The organism is Kribbella sp. VKM Ac-2569 (assembly GCF_004216905.1).
In the GTDB taxonomy this organism is placed as follows: domain Bacteria; phylum Actinomycetota; class Actinomycetes; order Propionibacteriales; family Kribbellaceae; genus Kribbella.
Genome location: NZ_SGXJ01000002.1, coordinates 1187689 through 1202230, shown reverse-complemented (window position 1 = coordinate 1202230; position 14542 = coordinate 1187689). Strand labels below are relative to the sequence as shown.

General features: G+C 67.0%; 16 protein-coding genes and 1 tRNA gene. 11 read left to right on the top strand and 6 right to left on the bottom strand.

Features of this window, described 5'->3' with window-relative positions:
• The first annotated feature begins 6 nt into the window (after positions 1 to 6).
• Positions 7 to 435 (top strand): hypothetical protein, encoded by a 429-nt coding sequence (locus EV649_RS18995; RefSeq protein WP_130384761.1) that lies wholly within the window; start codon positions 7 to 9, stop codon positions 433 to 435.
• On the opposite strand, the gene EV649_RS18990 is transcribed toward EV649_RS18995, so the two are convergent.
• Entirely contained in the window at positions 425 to 1273 is an 849-nt protein-coding gene (locus tag EV649_RS18990) for an arylamine N-acetyltransferase (RefSeq protein ID WP_157996261.1), read from the bottom strand. The genes EV649_RS18995 and EV649_RS18990 overlap by 11 nt on opposite strands.
• A gap of 19 nt (positions 1274 to 1292) precedes the next feature.
• Here EV649_RS18990 and EV649_RS18985 point away from each other — a divergent pair, with 19 nt between their 5' ends.
• Together EV649_RS18985 and EV649_RS18980 are read left to right on the top strand one after the other, a co-directional pair.
• The gene (locus EV649_RS18985; RefSeq protein ID WP_157996260.1) at positions 1293 to 1805 is read left to right on the top strand and encodes a GNAT family N-acetyltransferase; all 513 of its coding nucleotides are present in this window, start codon (positions 1293 to 1295) and stop codon (positions 1803 to 1805) included.
• 18 nt (positions 1806 to 1823) lie between these two features.
• The gene (locus EV649_RS18980; RefSeq protein ID WP_130384758.1) at positions 1824 to 2837 is read left to right on the top strand and encodes a lactonase family protein; all 1014 of its coding nucleotides are present in this window, start codon (positions 1824 to 1826) and stop codon (positions 2835 to 2837) included.
• A 3-nt stretch (positions 2838 to 2840) separates the two neighbouring features.
• On the opposite strand, the gene EV649_RS18975 is transcribed toward EV649_RS18980, so the two are convergent.
• Both EV649_RS18975 and EV649_RS18970 read right to left on the bottom strand, forming a co-directional pair.
• Positions 2841 to 3137: a hypothetical protein gene (locus EV649_RS18975; protein ID WP_198682556.1), complete on the bottom strand. Its 297-nt coding sequence runs from the start codon at positions 3135 to 3137 to the stop codon at positions 2841 to 2843.
• Positions 3134 to 4000, bottom strand: coding sequence for a phytanoyl-CoA dioxygenase family protein (locus EV649_RS18970; RefSeq protein WP_198682555.1), 867 nt, complete (start codon positions 3998 to 4000; stop codon positions 3134 to 3136). Before EV649_RS18970 ends, EV649_RS18975 begins: the two co-directional genes overlap by 4 nt.
• A 101-nt stretch (positions 4001 to 4101) precedes the next feature.
• Here EV649_RS18970 and EV649_RS18965 point away from each other — a divergent pair, with 101 nt between their 5' ends.
• Positions 4102 to 4917 (top strand): helix-turn-helix domain-containing protein, encoded by an 816-nt coding sequence (locus tag EV649_RS18965; protein ID WP_130384757.1) that lies wholly within the window; start codon positions 4102 to 4104, stop codon positions 4915 to 4917.
• Positions 4918 to 4927: 10 nt separating this feature from the next.
• Positions 4928 to 5659, top strand: a complete 732-nt coding sequence (locus EV649_RS18960; protein WP_130384756.1) for a hypothetical protein — start codon at positions 4928 to 4930, stop codon at positions 5657 to 5659.
• A gap of 113 nt (positions 5660 to 5772) precedes the next feature.
• Here EV649_RS18960 and EV649_RS18955 read toward each other — a convergent pair whose 3' ends face one another.
• Positions 5773 to 6714, bottom strand: a complete 942-nt coding sequence (locus tag EV649_RS18955; protein ID WP_157996259.1) for a phosphotransferase — start codon at positions 6712 to 6714, stop codon at positions 5773 to 5775.
• 80 nt (positions 6715 to 6794) lie between these two features.
• Here EV649_RS18955 and EV649_RS18950 point away from each other — a divergent pair, with 80 nt between their 5' ends.
• Positions 6795 to 7253, top strand: a complete 459-nt coding sequence (locus EV649_RS18950; RefSeq protein WP_130384754.1) for a DUF6882 domain-containing protein — start codon at positions 6795 to 6797, stop codon at positions 7251 to 7253.
• Here EV649_RS18950 and EV649_RS18945 read toward each other — a convergent pair.
• Entirely contained in the window at positions 7240 to 7731 is a 492-nt protein-coding gene (locus tag EV649_RS18945; protein ID WP_130384753.1) for a YajQ family cyclic di-GMP-binding protein, read from the bottom strand. The genes EV649_RS18950 and EV649_RS18945 overlap by 14 nt on opposite strands.
• 82 nt (positions 7732 to 7813) lie before the next feature.
• Here EV649_RS18945 and EV649_RS18940 point away from each other — a divergent pair.
• A tRNA-Tyr gene (locus tag EV649_RS18940) sits at positions 7814 to 7896 on the top strand.
• 127 nt (positions 7897 to 8023) lie between these two features.
• Here EV649_RS18940 and EV649_RS18935 read toward each other — a convergent pair.
• Positions 8024 to 8806: a tyrosine-type recombinase/integrase gene (locus EV649_RS18935; RefSeq protein ID WP_241998343.1), complete on the bottom strand. Its 783-nt coding sequence runs from the start codon at positions 8804 to 8806 to the stop codon at positions 8024 to 8026.
• A gap of 178 nt (positions 8807 to 8984) precedes the next feature.
• Between EV649_RS18935 and EV649_RS18930 the strand changes: the two genes are divergently transcribed.
• The 4 genes from EV649_RS18930 to EV649_RS18915 all read left to right on the top strand — a co-directional run bounded on the left by EV649_RS18930 (position 8985) and on the right by EV649_RS18915 (position 14479).
• The gene (locus EV649_RS18930) at positions 8985 to 9902 is read left to right on the top strand and encodes an aminoglycoside phosphotransferase family protein (RefSeq protein WP_198682554.1); all 918 of its coding nucleotides are present in this window, start codon (positions 8985 to 8987) and stop codon (positions 9900 to 9902) included.
• Positions 9903 to 10328: 426 nt separating this feature from the next.
• A complete protein-coding gene (locus tag EV649_RS18925) occupies positions 10329 to 11096 on the top strand; it encodes a potassium channel family protein (RefSeq protein ID WP_130384751.1) in 768 nt (255 codons plus the stop codon).
• Positions 11097 to 11114: 18 nt separating this feature from the next.
• Complete coding sequence (locus EV649_RS18920; RefSeq protein WP_130384750.1) at positions 11115 to 13307, top strand: PQQ-binding-like beta-propeller repeat protein; 2193 nt, start codon at positions 11115 to 11117, stop codon at positions 13305 to 13307.
• Between the two features lie 80 nt (positions 13308 to 13387).
• Positions 13388 to 14479, top strand: a complete 1092-nt coding sequence (locus EV649_RS18915; protein WP_130384749.1) for a hypothetical protein — start codon at positions 13388 to 13390, stop codon at positions 14477 to 14479.
• Positions 14480 to 14542: the final 63 nt, after the last annotated feature.

The window sequence follows — 14542 nt, the reverse complement described above, 5'->3', positions numbered from 1 at the left end:
CGATGAATGATCACGCGAGGCATCATCGTGCTGACCTTGCTGGCTGCGGCGGTCGGTTGTAGCTCTGAGACACCGACCAGCTCTGCGACGTCGGCGAGCCCGACAGTTCCGGTCGCCAAGGACGGCCAGAACTACAAGGCTTGTGCCGACGGCGTCTGTGAGGTGCTGATCCGTCAGAAGGCTGCCCTTAACCTCAACGGGGACAAGTTCACGGCGACGGTGCTCGACGGCGCGCTCAAGCTCACCGACTCCAAGGGGTACATCTCCTTGAGCAAGAGTGGCAGCGACGTCAGCCGCAGCGGCGGCGGCAGTGCCGGAGGCGCCTCCGGCGGTCTCGCCGCAGTCAGCTGGAGCGAACAGGGCGGCCCTCTCCACATCGCCACCCTGACGTACGCCGAAGGTGACACCGTCCTCGTGACCTTCGCTACGCAGTAGCCCGCGTCAGGAAGTCCTCGTACTGGGACCAGACGCGGCGCCACAGGGTGTCGCGGTCTGCGGCGGAGTAGTGCGGGAGGGGCAGACGGAAAATGTCGGCCAGCGCGGCGAAGTAGTCCGTCGGGTTCTCGAGCAACGTGCTGTCGACGTGGTCGGAAAACGTTTCGCTCAGGCCGACGGAACGCAGTACGACAACGCTTTCCGGCGTACGGCGGAACGCGGACGCCAATCGTACGAACGGGGACGCGGGGTCGGCGGAAAGCGCTGCATGCTGGGCTGCGAACGCGTCGAGGATAACCGGGGCAGACTCGAAGTCCATGCCGATCAGGCTCGCGCGCGGATCGTGGTCGAGCCGCCAGCCGTCGGTCTTCTCGGACGGGCGGAGCCGCAACGTGAACGGGTGCTGCTCCATCTCGCCGGTCTCCAGCGGCATCGGGAAGCGCAGCCCGTCGCCGAGGCCGGCGTCGACGAGCCACTGGCGCTCGGGATCCTCGACCAGCCCGCTGACAGTCAGCACCATGTGGCTGCCGTCGATGTCGCCGGGGCGGTTGACGGTCTGTACGCCGCCGCGGTGCATCTGGACGTGGTACCCGAGCTCGGTCAGCAGCAGGGCGAACGTGCCGTTCAGCTGGAAGCAGTACCCGCCGGTCTCCCGCGCCACGATCCGCTTCGCCACATCCTCTGGCTCGAATGGACCACCCGGCGTGAGCTGGTACTGCACGGTCTCGTACGGCACCTGGTCCACGTACGCCGCGTGCAACTGCGTCAACGCCTCCAGCCGCGGCGGACCGTCGTACCTGTCGATTCCGATTCGCTGCAGGAGCGCCTTGGTGTCCATGCGCCTTAGGCTAAGCGAGGTGATCAGCGTCCTCGACCGAGTTGCCGCTCTTGCCATCGCCGATGAGCTCGGCCAGGTGTTCGCCGCCTCGTTCGATGATGCGAATGCCGAGCACTTCGCAACCGACCAGCTCCCCACGCACGCGGACCGCGACGATTTCAAGCTGGTCGCGGCGCGGGACGAAAACGTTGTCGGGTTCGCGTACGGATTCACCGGAAAACGTGGACAGTGGTGGTCCGACCGGGTCGGTGAGGCGATCGGGCCGGAGCTGACGGCGGAATGGATCGGCGGGCACTTCGAGGTCGTCGAGCTCGCCGTACTCCCGGACGCTCGACGGCAGGGCATCGGGACCGCGCTGATGCAGGAGCTGATGCGCGACCTGCCGAACCTGCGGGCGTTGCTCACGACGTACGTCGACGACCGTCCGGCACCGCGCCTGTACCGACGGTTGGGGTGGAAGCTCCTCGTCCCGGACCTCGGCTGGGGCTCGGCGCTCTACGGAATGGACAGAGGTATGCCCGTCGACCGCTGACCTGGCAGGGTATGGGTCATGACTTCTGAGCGGATCTATGTCGGGAGCTATACCAGTCAGGCCGGTGGCGGGGACGGGATCGCGTTCGGCCCCCTCGACGGGATCGTGACGGTGGCGACGGTCGCCGACCCGTCGTTCCTGGTCATTTCCGCGGACGGGCGGTTCCTCTACTCGACCGACGAGGAGGACAACGGCCGGGTCGCGGCGTTTGCGATCCAGCCGGACGGCGGGCTCGAGCTGCTCAACCAGGAGCCGACCGGTGGTGTGCACCCGTGCCACCTGGACATTGACCCGTCCGGCCGGTTCCTGCTGTCGGCGAACTACACGTCAGGGTCCGTTGCCGTCCACCCTCTGAACGAGGACGGATCGGTGGGTAAGCGCGCGTACTTCGTGCAGCGCTCCGGGACCGGACCGAACGCGGAGCGTCAGGAGGGGCCGCACGCGCACCAGATCGCGTTCGACCCGGCCGGTGCCTACGTGTTCGACATCGACCTCGGCTCAGACACGGTCTACTCGTCGACCCTGGACGAGAACGGCGTGCTGCACGAGGTCGACCAGTTGCGCATCCACCCCGGCGCCGGTCCGCGGCACATGGTGTTCCACCCGACGGCGGACGCGGCGTACGTGATCAACGAGCTCGACTCGACGCTGACCGTCTGCAGCTACTCCGACGGGAAGCTGCAGGTCGTGCAGACCGCCTCGACCCGGCCGGCCGACTCGCCCGGCGAGAACTTCCCGGCCGAGCTGCTGATCTCCGCCGACGGCCGGTTCCTGTACGGATCGAACCGTGGCGACAACACCATCGCGGTGTTCGAGACCGCCGCCGACGGGCAGTCGGTCGAGCTGGTGCAGACCATCTCCTCCGGCGGGGACTGGCCGCGGCACCTTGCCTTCGGCAACGACGGGAAAACGCTGTACGCCGCCAACGAGCGCTCCGACCAGATCGCGACGTTCACCATCGCCGACGGCCGGCTCACCCAGGTGGGCGAGCCGGCCGTCTGGCCGAAGCCGGTGTGCGTCGTGCCTGTGTAGGACCTAGGCCAGCTTCTCGAAGAAGAACTCGTGCTTGAGGAAGGACACGTCGTACTCGTGACCCGGGTACGGCGGGTTCAGCTGGGACGCCTGGAAGAGGCGCCAGCCGTCCTTGAGCGCGTCCAGCCCGGTCTCGTACGGCGGTACGTCGCTGTCACCCGTTGTGGGGTGCGTCTCGCCCGTGCCGTCGTACGTCGACCAGCCGACCACGCGCGCGTCCAGCGCGGAGGAGGCCAGGTAGAGGACCAGCACCTGCTGACGCAGGCCCGTCTGCTGCGGAGTCTCTGCGGTGGCGGTCATACCATCTCCTTCTTTTGCTTGGCGTGCGGGTTGTTGGAGCGGTCGGCGACCACGCGCTGCGGGCGGTTCGAGACGCGGGTGACCCAGTAGTTCGGGTCGTAGGTGTCATCACCGGTGATCGCCTGCCACAGCTTGATCCGGTTGTACTTCTCCAACCGGCCGGTGGCGTTCTCGTACCAGGGGAAGTTCTGCTCGAGTTCGGCCGCGACCTGCTCCTCGTACAGGTCGTCGGTGTTCCAGAGCCGCACCTGGCGAACGGTCGGGTTGAACCGGATCTTGAACATGTAGCGGTCGAGGTCGCTGTCGTTCTTGCGGCCGCCGTGCCAGATGCCGTGGTGCAGGAACTGGACGGTGCCGGCCGGGCAGACCAGGCGGGTCTGACCGCGCAGGTTCTGGTAGCGGCCGGTGTCGGACTCGTTGGTCCGGCGCAGGTGGCTGCCGGGAACGCTGAGCGTGCCGCCCATCTCGAGCGTCACGTCCTGCGGGTAGTACATGAGCTGTACGTCGAAGGCGTCGGTGCGGACGTCGATGATCGCGTCACCGTGCAGGTTCTGCGCCTCGCCCTCGTGGGCCTTGCGGATGTGGACCGCGTGGTGGTCGACGGTCGGCTCCGGGCCGACCAGGCTGTGGATCGCGCCGGCCACCTCGGGCAGCTGCACCAGCCGCTCGACGAACTCGCTGTCCACGAACGCCTCCGACAGCGGGGTGCCGTACGGAACGCCCGGAATGCCGGCTTTCAGGACCTCGATCGCCTGCTGGTTCATGTCGTCCGGTACGACGGCGTCCATCCGGAACGCGCCGGTGGCCACGAACTGTGCCATCTGTACCGAGGTGAGCAGGTGCTTGCGATGCGGATGGGGCATGGAGACTCCCATGGTGGGTAGTGGTTGCTACTCCACCAGGCTAGGCAAAAACGTCGTTCGCTCGCGTTGGTTGTGTTCACCACTGCTGGTAATTTCTCACCATGATCGAGTTGCACCTCGCGCAACCGCCGGAGGTGGTGAACGCCGGCGCGGGCATCCACGGCGTCCGCGGCCTGCGGGACAGGTTCCGGCTGCCGGACCTCTGGCAGCTGCACCTCTTCAACTACTCGGCCGAGCTGACGCTGCTCGGTACGACGTATTCCGTGGCGCCCGGCTACGTCTCGCTGACGCCGGCGGGGACCCAGGTGCAGTTCGACTACCGCGGACGTTCCGAGCACCTTTACGCGCATTTCCGGCCGGTCGTCGCGGGCGATCCGTCGTACGTTCCCGTCGTACAGGATGCCGGGGCGGCTGCGCCGCTGCTGTCCGGTCTGCTGCGGTCCGCGATCGAGTCGTCTCCGTCCGGTTCGGCCCGCACCACCGCGGAGGTGTGGACGGCACTCTGGCGGATCGTCGAGCTGACGCCCGCCACCACCGAGGCCGGCCATCCGGCGGTTGCCGCCGCGATCTCGTACATCGAGGCCAACCTCGCCCAGCCGCTCGTCGTACCCGACCTGGCCCGTCTGGCCGGCGTCTCCCACAACCATCTGACCCGCCTGTTCCAGGAGGAGACCGGGACAACCGTCATCGCATACCTCCGCCGACGCCGGATGGCGCGGGCGCGTCACCTGCTGATCTCGTCGACGCTGTCGATTCCGGCAATCGCCGCATCCGTCGGGATTTCCGACCTGCAGGCGTTCAACAAGACCTGCCGCCGCGAGCTGGGCGCCTCACCCCGGTCGGTGCGGCAGGCCGCGGGAGAAACTGTTTCCGGAACGCGGAAAATGCAGCTGCGGAAAACGCTGCACGACGACTAGGTTTCGGCACATGTACGAGTTGATTCCGGCTGCCGAGGGCACGCAGTACGACGACGAGGCCGAGCAGCGATTCGCCGAGGACTGGCCGGAGTTCATCTTCCACGACGAGGGCGTGACGCCGTTCCGGGAGCGGCGGGTTGAGTACTTCCGCGACTGGGAGTTCTACCTCGTCGCCGATGACCGGCTGATCGCGGGCTGCTGGGGCGTGCCGATCGCCTGGGACGCGACGGTGGCGGATCTGCCCGGTGGTTTCACCGACACGTTGGCGCGGGCCGTGACGTCGTACGAGGAAAACGTCGTACCGAACACGTTCGTGCTGATGGCGGCCGCCGTACGGTCCGACGAACAGGGCCGTGGCCACGCCGGCCGGGTGATCACTGCCATCCGCGACCGCGCCGTCGACAAAGGTCTGGGCCAGGTGATCGCTCCCGTGCGCCCGACCTTGAAGTCGCGCTACCCGTTGACCCCCGTCGAGACGTTCATGACCTGGACGCGCGAGGACGGTCTACCGCTCGACCCGTGGCTCCGCACCCACGTCCGCCTGGGCGCCACCCTGCTCGCGCCCGCCCCCGCTTCCCAGACCATGACCGGCACCGTCGAGGACTGGGAGAAGTGGACCAAGATGCCCTTCCCGTCCACCGGCACGTACACGATCCCGGACGGCCTGACCACCCTCACCATCGACCGCGAGGCCGACACCGGCATCTACGTCGAGCCCAACATCTGGCTCCGCCACGCCTGACTGTCCCGGCTCTCCAGGCCATCACAATCACCCGCCGTCGGCAGAGCTCAGCGTGCGAATCGCCGCCGCTCGTCGATTGTGATGGCGTGGCGATCCGCTGGATTGATCGACAGTCAGCTCCTACTGGACTGAACCGCCAGGGCAGCGAGCCCCTCGGCGAGAATGCCCTTCGTCACCTCGAGAGCCTCGGCCTCGTCGGGCCCGGTGATCGCCTGGTGGGACCAGCCGACCACGTCCTCGTACGCCCGGACGTGGCGGTAGTAGTGGACAGCGTCCTGGTCGAGCGTGTGCGGGCCGTAGCCGGCGAGAAAGGCATCCTGCTGCGCGGGGGTCGTGGGCCCGACATCGCCCATGCCGCCGAGCATGAACATCAAGTCCTGCTCACGGGGCGCGTAGATGACGTCGTCCCAGTCGATCAGGTGCAGTCCATCGTTGACCAGAACGTTGCCGAGATGCGGGTCGCCGTGGCACACAACCCGCGGGCCGTACGGCGCGGGCGGCCGGTTGGTGAGCAGGTCCGCGATCACGTGCTCGTACTGCTTCCACACCGCCGCCAGCTCCTCCTCAACCTCGCCCTCGGGGGTCTCGAGCCGCATACGGACCTCCTCCGCGAGCGCCGGCGTACGGGCATCGATGTGACTGTGCTTCGGCAACGCGTCCCGCAGCCGGGGCGGGAGCTCTGCGTCGTGAACCCGCCGCAGCAGTACGCCGTACCCCGACCACTGCTCGTCCGTCAGCCCGGATTGAGCCGCCCGGGGACCGTCGATCCACGGCGTGATCGTCAACCGCTTCTTCGCGTGCACACTCCACAGCCCGCCCTCGGACGTCCGGATCATCTCCGGTACGCCGGACAGCCCGCTGTCGGCGAGGAACGCCGCGACCTGATGGCCCGTGTTGGTGCCCGCGCCGCTCCACTTCACGGCGTACGTGTTGGTCGCCGTGGTCGCCCGCCACACCTGCGCCGCGACGTCCGCGCCGTACACGACCGGTGTGAGTTCCACCACCTCGAGCCCGAAGTCCGCCAGCAACCACTTCCGCATCAACGTCTCACCCACACCCGCCAGCATGCCCGGCAACCAGCCGACCAGCGAACCGATTACGGCAGGTGCCCTCGCGAGCTGGAACGATCGCTTGGATGGAACACGATCACGCCGACTGGGAGGCCGTCGTACAGGCGGCCCATCACCGTGCCGCCGAGCGTCAGGAGCGCCTGATCGGGTGGCTCGGCGAGGACGCGCAGTACTCCTGGGACCTCGAGCAGGCCGCCATCACCTGGTCGCGGGCGGGCGCCGAGTTCTGCAGTGCGCGGCTCACCCTGATCGGCACGGTGAGCCTGGCCGAGTCGAGTTGGCTCTGGTCGTGGGCCAACGACTCGCTACCGCGCAGCGCGGTCGGCGACATGGAGGCAGTGCGCCAGTACGGCGAGCTCCACGGGTTCCCGGTCTTGCCGTGGGAGTCGTTCGACCATCATCCAGCGCTGGTGCGGGAGGCCAGGGTGGTGTCAGCCGCCGTACTGGACGCCGTCGGCCTGTGGACCGACCAGGCCGGCGACATCCAGCTGCACTTCCTGCTCCACGACCTCAGCGGTAGTTGACGAACTGCACGGCGAAGTCGAGTTCCTGACCCTTGATCAGCGCCTGAACCGCCTGCAGGTCGTCGCGGCTCTTGCTGGAGACACGCAGCTCCTCACCCTGGATCTGGGCCTTGACACCCTTCGGGCCCTCGTCGCGGATCAGCTTGGACAGCTTCTTCGCGTTCTCCTGGGTGATGCCAGCGTCGATCGTGGCGTTGATCTTGTAGATCTTCCCGGACAGCTTCGGGTCGTCCGCCTGCAGACCCTTGAGCGAGATCTGCCGCTTGACCAGCTTGTCCTTGAACACGTCGAGAACGGCGTTCACCCGCTCCTCGGTGCTCGCCTGCAGGTCGATCGCCTCACCGGACCACTTGATCCCGGCCTCCACGTTCTTGAAGTCGAACCGCTGGCTGATCTCCTTCGCCGCCTGGTTCACGGCGTTGTCCACCTCCTGACGGTCCACCTTGTTCACGATGTCGAAGGAGGACTCCGAAGCCATGGGCACATCCTTTCCGATTTGCTGTCAGGGCCACTACCTGTTGTATCGTCTCCCACGCCGGTTCACGAACCGGCAGCACCCTGGCGGGTTGCCCGAGCGGCCAAAGGGAGCAGACTGTAAATCTGTCGACGTATGTCTACGCAGGTTCGAACCCTGCACCCGCCACAAGCGCTAAAACAGCCCCTGACCTGCGGAAACGCAGGTCAGGGGCTGTCTTCGTCTGTCCGGCCACGTCCGGCCAAATCCGGGCCACCACGGCTGTCCGTGCGGAATACGTGAGGAAGTTTGAACGCTAGGCGGCCCGCTCGTCCGGCGCGTCCCTCAGTGCCGCCTCGACTCGCCGCCGGGCGATCTCGTCTTGTCCATCGACGCACTTCGCGTAGACCTTCAGCAGGACGTTCACGCTGTGCCCTGCCCACTCGGCTACCTGTGTCGCGGGGACGCCAGCGTTCAGCCACAGCGACACTGCCGCATGTCGGAGGTCGTACGGCCGCTGGGCGAGCGGCGTCGCGGCTTGGGTCTCTCCGAGAGCCTTCGCTCTGGCCTTTGCCCAGACCCGGGCATAGGTGTTCGAGGACACCGGATTGCTGTACGGCGGAGGTAGGGGAATGCCCGCCCGGCCAGTGCGGCTGACGAACAGTCGGCCGCCGGGGCCACAGCGGAATTCGGTCGTGTGCCGACGCAGCAGCTCGACCAGTTCCGGGCAGGCCGGGACAAGACGCGTCGCCTTGTCGGGCCGATGCTTCAGACTTCGATCCTCGCTCGCCTCGCCGCTGTCGGTCCACTCCGCACCGGCATGCTGGGTTGAGCCGGTCAGCAGCAGTTCGCCCCAGCCTTTCTCTGGCAGCGTGCAATCCGTGAGGCGTAGATGCTTTGCCTCGGACGGCCTAAGCCCAGCGAAATACAGGCACCCGAAGAATGCCTCCAAGGCGGGATGGATCTCGCGGACTGCCTTGAGAAAAGCGCAGGCCTGCTGAGAATTGGCGACGACACGGCGGTCAACAACGTCCGTGTTCTCTCGCTTCATGTACTGCACTTTGTCAATCGGATTCGCCTCGAAGAGTTCCAGTTCCACGGCGTATTCCAAGGCGTTGTGCGTCCTTGGCGGCCAGCGAGAGCCTGCGCGTGACTCTGGTTGACCGTGATGCCGGTGCGAGCATCCAAATCGCGGTTGCCGTTGCCTCTAACTGTGTGTTGGGAAAGCCACTGCTGCGTAATAAAGTAATGAAATGGCAAGAGCACACACAGGCAAGATGCCGAATGACCAGGTTCTGCGCTGGGCGGCCGACGCGGTTGGCGGGACGAGCGTCGTTTCGTCCGAGGGCCTGACCCGCGGCGAGCACCGCCCTTCGGGCACGTTCCGCCTGGGAATCGAAGGACCGGAGGCCCGGACCAGGGACGTGATCTTGAAGGTCCCTGTCCGGGGATGGATCGCCGCCGCGTGGGTGATCACGAACGCACGCGCGCTTCAGCTGGCCGAGACTCATGGCCTGGCCGCGCCGCGGCTGATCGCTGCGGATCTCGACGGGAAGGCGAGCGGAACCGTCGCCACCCTGGAGACCTTCCTGCCCGGCAGCGCCGGTCTCTCGCCGACGGTTTCGGTCGCCCGGCTCCGCGAAGCGGGAGCGGCCCTTGCCAGGGTCCACGCCTTCAGGCTGGTTCCGCAGGCCCACCTGCCATACCGGCCCCGGCCGTGCGCCGTCGACGACCGCGCCGATGAACGCTGGCGGGGCCTGATGCCGACCACACCTTTGCTGCAGCAGGCCGACGAGCGGGTCAGGTCGCACGGGATGCCGGCAGTCGCGTCGGTGTTCGTGCATGGTGACGCCTGGGGCGGCAACATGCTGTGGGAGGGTGACCGTTGCGTTGCGCTGATCGACTGGAATACAGCCGGGGCTGGTAATCCGGGCGTCGATCTCGGCAGCCTGCGGATGCAGATGACCCTTCAGTACGGCCAGGACGCGCCGTCCCATGTGTTGGAGGGCTGGGAGCGGCAGGCGGGCCGGGAGGCAGTCGGCGTGCCCTACTGGGATGCCGTGGCGGCGCTGAACACGCCGACAGTGATGGACGGTTGGGCGGGATTCGCCGACGACGGTAGCCTCCTGGGCGCCGCTGCCGTCACCGAAAGGCGCGACGCTTTCCTTCGCACCGCTCTCAGTCAGTGGTCATAAAGTGGTCGCGCGTGCCGAAATCGACGCTGCTCTCCACTTGGGGGCCTGTAAGACAGTCGTGTTGGGTGGAATTGGTGCGGAGATTGAGTCCGAAGTGTGCTCCCGCGCTGGTCAGAGCGTTTCGCGTCGCCCTCTGTAAATCTGTCGGCTTATGCCTACGCAGGTTCGAACCCTGCACCCGCCACGGACGCGATAGGCGAGGTGTGTCGCGCAATTCTTGCGCTGACCGCCTCGCCTTCGTCGTGTTGTGCGGCTGCGCTCCGCTTGCCGCTAGCGGGGGCTTCGCCACCCGCACCCCCTTGCGCCTTCGCTTCGCTCGGCTCCGGTGGCTGGCCTGGGCGGGAAGCTTGGGGTCGGGGTGTAGGTGGGGTGCGGGTTTCGTAACACACTGTGGTTGGGGAGCGGGTTTGTCTGTGAGGGGGAGTTATGGGGAGGGACGCGTTCGCTGAGGGGTATCAGAGGGTTGTTGAGTGGCCGTTGACTGGGGTCGCCGTCCTGTTCTTGGGGGCCTACTCTTGGCCGGTTCTTGAGCCTGGGATGGCGGGCGGGCTGCGGCAGGTCTGTTCGGTCGCGACGGTTGTGATCTGGGTGGTGTTTGCGGGCGACTTTCTACTTCGGTTGGGGCTTGCTCGGCGGCGGAGGCGGTTTCTTCGGGAGCATGTGGTTGATCTGGTGGTGCTGGCGTTGCCGCTGCTTCGGCCGTTGCGGGCGTTGCGGGTTGTGACTGCGTTGGGTCGGCTGAATCGACGGGCGGCGACCTCGTTGCGGGGTCGCGCGATGGTTTATGTGGTTGGTGGAGTTGGCCTCTTGGGGTTCACTGCGGCGGTTGCGGTGCTGGATGCGGAGCGTTCCGAGCCGTCGGCGAGTATCAGGAACTTCGGGCATGCCGCGTGGTGGGCTGTGACGACCATCACCACGGTGGGGTATGGGGATCGGTATCCGATTACGGGGGCGGGCCGCGTTGCTGGTGTTGGGCTGATGCTCGGTGGGATCGCGCTGCTTGGTGTGGTGACTGCTGCGCTGGCTTCTTGGTTCGTCGAGCACGTCTCGCGGCAGGAACGTGAGGAGGCGGATCTGAGGGTGCAGGTCTCCGCGCTCGTCGAGGAGGTTCGGGCGTTGCGCGTCGAGTTGCGCCGTACGCCGAGTGAACTGGCGCAGCCCGAACCGAGTACACGGATCGGCCCGGCCGCCTGAATCTGCCAGTATCGGCGGGTGGCTGGATTACGGGGCATGTGGGATGACGTGGTTCCTGGTGCGGGGGCGCTCGCGGATGAGTTGGCGGGGCGGTATGCGGAGAAGCGGCGGGTTGCCTATCGGGATCGGTATCTCGTCGATGTGCTGACTGCACTCGAATCGTTGGAGCAGTTGTGCACGGACCCGGTCGCGGTGCGGTTGGCTGCCTGGTTCCATCGGGCGGAGCATGCCAAGGGGAACACGGCGCGGGAGGATGCTGAGGCGTCGGCGCAGTTGGCGGAGGAGTTGCTGCCGACGTACGGCGTGACCGCGGTGCGGACTGCTGAGGTTGCCCGCCTGGTCCGGCTCACCGGAGGCGAGCCCGCCCAAGGCCACGGTGCCAATGCGGACGTGCTGCTTGATGCGGTCGACGCCGTACTCGCGGATTCGCAGTACTCGACGTACGCGTCCGAAGTACGCCACGACACCCGCTTCGACGCGAAGGCGCGGCGGGAGCAGCTCCAGACCATGCTCGGGTCCGAGCGGATCTACCGGACGCAGCTCGCTCACGAGCGGTACGACGAAGCGGCCCAGGCCAATCTCACCGCCGAGCTGGAGCTGCTGGACCAGCTGACTCCGCCCGTATGGCGTGGCTGGCAGCGGACCGGGCTGTCGGTGCTCGCTGTGCTGACCGCATTCCTGGCCTTCGTGGCGGGCGCTGCGGCGATCGGGCAGCCGTGGCAGATCCCCGCGTTCAAGAGCGATCCGAAGTGGCAAGCGATCGTCATGGCGTTGCTCGCGGCGGCAGCGGTCGCCGGCCTCTGGTGGGCGGTACGGCGTGCCGACCGCAAGGCCCGCATCCTCACCGCCGTACCCGCAGCGATCGGGCTCGTCTGCCTGGTGATCGTCCTGCTCACCGTCCCGCCGACCACCGGAGCCTCAGGGGTCGGACAACGTGTTCCACTCCTGGTGATCGTGTCCGTCCTGCTGATCCTGGCCAGCGCGGCGGCCTTCGCCGCGACCAGATTCGCGCCGGGCGTCACCAGGAATCGCGGCCAGATGCTCGCCACTCTCGGCGCCGTCGTGGCAGTGGTCCTCGTGACTCTCTACGTCATCGACCCGCTCCAGCGCGCCTACATGTTGAGCGCGAACGAGCACCTCGAAGGCGACCATCCTCCGGCGAACGTCGACGCAGCATCTGTCGTGTACGGCAGCGACCGGATGTGGACCAACACCGGCCGGCTCGACTTCAGCGAGACCGTCGCGACCGCGCACGGCATCGCGGTCGCGCGCGGACGCGGCACCGTCGAGATGCTCGACCCTGCGACAGGCAAGACCCGCTGGCGCTACATCCGCGCGAACACGAACGACGAGGCGAACCTGTCCGTCCTGGACGGCGGTCGGAAACTGCTCGTCCGGTACGACGACTTCGGGTACCTCGTCCTCGACGCCGACACCGGAAAACGTACGGCGGGCTGGCGCGACCGCACCCGCGACTACGACATCGACGACAACGACCCGCTCATCACCGGAAAATCGGTCAGCAAAGGTTCCGACAAGCTGTACGGCACGAACCTCGACGGCTCCAACCGCTGGACGTACGAACCCGGCCGCTGCACCAGCATCAGCGCCGAGGCCACTGCCGACATGGTCGTCGTCAACCTGGGGCACAGCTGTGGCAACCTCCCCGACCAGCTAGTCGGCCTGGACCTGAAGGACGGCGGAAAACGCTGGATGCGCGACGGCTCGCTCAGCGACCTGACGACGGTCGGCGGCCTGGTCGTCGGCATCGAGGGCGGTGTCGATCATCCGAGGCAGCTGACCGCTGTCGATCCGCACTCCGGGGAAGTGCGCTGGCAGTCCGAGATTCCGGAGGACTGGACCTGCCCGGTCCGGATGGAGCCGGCCGGCAACCGCGTCGTACTGCTCAGCTGCCCGGGTGCTGCCGAGCGCACGTCGCAGACCGTCGTACGGTTCGTCGACGTGGCGAACGGGCAGGTCGTCTCGACCGTGCAGCCGAGCATTCCGTGGGGCACCCGGTACGCCGTGACGCCGGGTGGCAGGGTGTTCCTGATGGGCAACGAAAACGCTTGCCGGATCGCGAAGGTCGTCGCGGGCGCACCCGTCGAGTACGTCGCACTGGATCCGGAGGTCACCTGCCGAGCTGGTGTCGTCGCCGCCGGCGAGCTGATCCTTGTCAGCAACAAAGACAGCCTGATCGCCCTGAGATAGCGGGGAACGGGGCAGCCGGGAATAGGGTCTGCTCGGGCGGGAGTTGAAGATTGAGTCCGAGTGTCTGAGCGAGGAGAACGATGAAACCCACCGAGTTCGTGAAGGTGAACAGCCAGTTCTGGGGGGAGCACCTGAAGGAGGCCGCCGGGCACCTGCCGGTGAGTCACCGGACCGAGCTGCCCGGGCCGATGCTGTTCCCGCGGATGATGGTGCTGACCGAGACGCCGGACTGGAACATCCTCGAGCTCGTCGGGCTGAGCCGCGAGTACCGGACGCTCGAAGTCCGGCGGCAGAAGGCTGCCAGCGTCGAGGAGTACTTCGGGCTCGGCGACGGCCGCACCGTGGTTGCGAACCTCCAAGGACAGAACTGGTTCAAGGACGCGACCATCACGACCGAGGTCGGTAAGAGCGCCCTCGAAAAACGTTTTCCGGGCACCGGGAACATCTCTGCGGACGAGGTGGTCGGTCCGGCGGACGAGCTGCTGCGGTTCGCGCCCGGCAACTACTCGACCTTCGACCGCGCCCTGCTCGTGCACACGGCAGGCGAGTCGCTGCGCGCGCACTGGGTGTTCTTCGCACTCGCGATCCACCGCTCGGAGCCGGCCGACAAGTACCTCGATTTCCTGCGGAACTATTCCAACGCCAGCCCGCACCTCGACCCGATCGGCACGGTCAGTCTGCCGATCGACCCGGCCGTGCTGAAGGCGGACGCGTTCGAGAGCACGTACCTCGCGCACGGTCTGCAGGATTCGACCGTCGACGAGTTCCTGGACAAGCACGAGAGCATCCTGCTGTCGGCGTTCGACGCGACCAAGCTGGTCCGGCAGCCGGCGCTCGGCGACCTGCACCCGGACTTCATCCTCGAGCGCGCGGACGGCAGCCACGTCGTCGGCCGGCTAGAGCTCCCGGTCGTCGACACGGTCAACGGAAAGAAGCGCCGCCGCGTTTTCCGTACGCCGGTGCAGGACAGCGCGACCGAGCTTGCGCAGTACGCGGAGTACCTCGCCAACCCGGAGAACCGTTCCCAGGTGAAGTCGAAGTACGACGTCGACGTCAACGACCTGCGCGAGCTGGTGATCGTCCCCTCCCAGGAAACCGTTGCCCCCGCGGCCGGCGTCGAGGTCGTCGACTACGACACGATCCTGCGCATCCACTTGGCCGCCACAGCCTGACCCGCACCACGCGGTAGTGCGTACGGCGACCCGTCGTACGCACTACCGTCTGTGCTCTCACGG